The sequence below is a fragment of the Georgenia sp. genome (genome assembly GCF_054605595.1).
The window spans coordinates 1-2,717 of sequence record NZ_JBTSDU010000217.1; the positions used below are offsets into that span (position 1 = coordinate 1).

The window sequence follows — 2,717 nt, forward strand, 5'->3', positions numbered from 1 at the left end:
CTATCCAGACGACCACCGGATAAACGCCAAGCGCAGCAGGCACACGGGTCACACAATCCGTCGGGTGCCTCCCGATGTTGCATCTGCTGCAACTCTGCGAACTAACAGGATGGTGGCGAAGGTGTGGCGCAGATCGTGCACGCGCAGGTCGGGGCGGTCGAGCGCCGTTCTGATCGTCGCCCAGTCCACCGCCCGGCGGAAGTTCGCAGCGACGAGCCTGCCCCCGTTGGGCCCGGAGAACAGCAGGTCGTCGGGCCCCTTGCCCTGCATGGCCTCGTCCACGAACGGGAGGAGCGCCTGGACGATCGGCACCTGTCGTTCCTTGTGGCTCTTCGGGCTCTGCTCGATGAGCTCCCCGTTCAGGCCGGGCGAGAAGCTGCGGCTGACGCGCAGCACGCCCTGCGTCAGGTCGACGTCGCGCACCCTGACGGCGGTCGCCTCACCCGCCCGCATGCCGGTGTACACGAGGGCTGCGGCATAGCGGCGATAGACGCCGGCAGGGATGAGGTCGAGCATCTTCGTCACCTGGGCGATGGTCAGCGCCCGGGAGGTGGGAGCGGTCGAAACATCCTGGGTCGGGCGCCGGATCTCGCGCGCCGGGTTGTAGTCGATGATCCGTGCCCGGCGTGCCGCGTCGAGCAGGCGACTGATGAGGGCGAGTGCGTCAACCTTGGTCGAGGGAGAGCAGTCCCACCCGACCATCGCCGCCTCGATCAGCGGTGAGGTGATCGCTTCGAGCCTCAGGTGCCCGAGCGTCGGCCGCACCCGCCGGCGCCACGCCACGGCGTAGGCGCGTGCCGTCCCCGGTCGCACCGACGCCTCGATCGCCGGCCAGTGCCGCTCATGCCACTGGGTGAGCGTCATCGCTCCGTTCGGGTTCTTCCCGGCGACCGCCTTGGCGAGCTCCTTCTTCGCCTCGCCCAGCGTCCGGAACGTGCGTGCGCGCTCGGCCCAGTTGCCGTAGAGGTCGGGCACCAGTACGCGAATCTGGTAGCGCTGCCGATCCTCGCGCCACCGGATGCCCTCGGGCAGCGGCCTGCCGGTGCGCGGGTCGAGTCGGAGCGGGGAGTCCTTCGCCGGTCGGCCGGCCATCAGCGTCTCGTCCCGCCGACATCGAGGAACTCGGCGATCGTGTCCGCACGCCAGAGCTTGTGCTTGCCGACCTCCGCATCGGGTTCGGGGATCAGTCCCTCGCGGCGCAGCTTGTCGAACGTCGGGAGCGGCACCCGGCACCGGGCAGCGGCCTCGGCGCGCGTGAGGTAGTCCGTCGTCGTCGCCTCGGTCATGCCCTTACCTCCATCGGGTCCGGGTGAACGTGCCAGCAACTAACGTTCGTGCCAATACCTGACATTGAATCACGGACACCCGCGTCCTTGCAAGCACATGAGATGACTTCGTGTTCCCGATAGTGTTGTCCGCATGGCACTTCCGACAGCCCGGCCCTGGGATCAGGCCGCAGATGGCTTGCTCACCCAGGCCGACCTGCCTGCCGGTTGGCACCTCGCCGCCCGTTTTCCGGGCGAGCGCGCCGACGATGCCAGCGGCGAGATCGACCGTGTGCTCGGCTACGACGACCAGGCGGCGGGCGGCGACGACGACGCCGAGTCCGAGCAGAACGAGACCGCCGAGGGGCGCTGGCGCTATATCGAGCATGAGGCCACCGCAACGCGCGTGATGATCCGCCTGCAGCGACAGGTCTACGCCACCCCGGAAGAGGTGCGGATCACGGGCGTGATCTACCTACCGTGGCGACCGGGCGACCCCATCACCAGCCACCTGCTGCGAGAACTCCCGACTGCGAAGATCGAGGCAGCGATCAACAAGCGGCTCTTCGCCATGAAGCGCGTCACCACGGTGACCGGCGACAAGATCATCCTCCCGAGTGGGCGAAAGGTCAGCGACCGCGAACTGCTGAAGCCGCTCGGCAACCCCAAGCGGGTGCCCGACTTCTACGAGCTCGTCGCACTCCAGCACAGCAAGCTCTCCGGCCAGGGTGACGAGAATCCGTCAGCGACGATGGCGCAAATCAATGGCGTCGCCCTGAGCACTGCACAGGGCTGGGTCGCGAAGACCCGCAGTCGTGGGTTGCTCCCACCGGGACGCCGCGGTCGCGCCGGGTAGCGCAAGGGGAGTTGAACTGACCTCGACCACCTCGCGCCGCGATTCAGCACCGCGCGTTCTGCCGCATCAGATGAACGATCTTGGACGTGTCGCCTGTGGATGGCTCCATCGGGATGCCCCGACATACACGCTCCTTAGCACTTTCGTTAGCACTTTTGACGTGCACGGATCGGGCCACGCCGACGCCGGGCCGGGTCCCGGGGTAACTCGCGCTCGGGCGGCCCGATGTGGGCTGCCCAGCACCGTCAGCCCCCCTGGGGCCTGCTCGATCGAGCGGGGATGAGGCCGGCTGGGCGGGACCACCACACGCCGGACCCGGGGTCTGGCGAGCCGTGCGGCGGGGGCGGCGCTGGCTGAGAGACCCCCGGTCGGGGCCATGGCGGCCGACGTCGTTGCCCCGGCACCGACCGACCACGCCCTGCTCGACGCCACCCGCAATTGATCGCGTCGCTGCGAGATACCGCTCCCACGGCGCCTAGTGTCGCGTGTCGTTAGTTCTTGAACACTTCGGTTGTTGAAATGATACGGGTATGGCGAATCGTCCTGCCCCTGCGTTGGAGTTGCGTGATGGTGATCGGGAGAAGCTCGAGTGCTGG

Annotated in this window: 3 protein-coding genes; 1 reads left to right on the plus strand and 2 read right to left on the minus strand. The window is 68.0% G+C overall.

All coding sequences use genetic code 11. From position 1 onward, the window contains the following. Positions 1–48: 48 nt before the first annotated feature. Together ACYC1Z_RS15045 and ACYC1Z_RS15050 are read right to left on the minus strand one after the other, a co-directional pair. Entirely contained in the window at positions 49–1,092 is a 1,044-nt protein-coding gene (locus ACYC1Z_RS15045) for a tyrosine-type recombinase/integrase (RefSeq protein WP_461410321.1), read from the minus strand. Continuing rightward, on the minus strand, positions 1,092–1,286 hold the full coding sequence (locus ACYC1Z_RS15050) for a hypothetical protein (RefSeq protein ID WP_461410322.1): 195 nt from the start codon (positions 1,284–1,286) through the stop codon (positions 1,092–1,094). The genes ACYC1Z_RS15045 and ACYC1Z_RS15050 overlap by 1 nt, the downstream gene beginning before the upstream one ends. Positions 1,287–1,419: 133 nt before the next feature. On the opposite strand from ACYC1Z_RS15050, the gene ACYC1Z_RS15055 reads away from it, so the two are divergent. Then, positions 1,420–2,121, plus strand: a complete 702-nt coding sequence (locus ACYC1Z_RS15055) for a hypothetical protein (RefSeq protein ID WP_461410323.1) — start codon at positions 1,420–1,422, stop codon at positions 2,119–2,121. Positions 2,122–2,717 lie beyond the last annotated feature (596 nt).

Coding starts and splice junctions, on each gene's coding strand:
- ACYC1Z_RS15045 (WP_461410321.1), bottom strand. CDS start 1,092: ATGGCCGGCCGACCGGCGAAGGACTCCCCGCTCCGACTCGACCCGCGC.
- ACYC1Z_RS15050 (WP_461410322.1), bottom strand. CDS start 1,286: ATGACCGAGGCGACGACGACGGACTACCTCACGCGCGCCGAGGCCGCT.
- ACYC1Z_RS15055 (WP_461410323.1), top strand. CDS start 1,420: ATGGCACTTCCGACAGCCCGGCCCTGGGATCAGGCCGCAGATGGCTTG.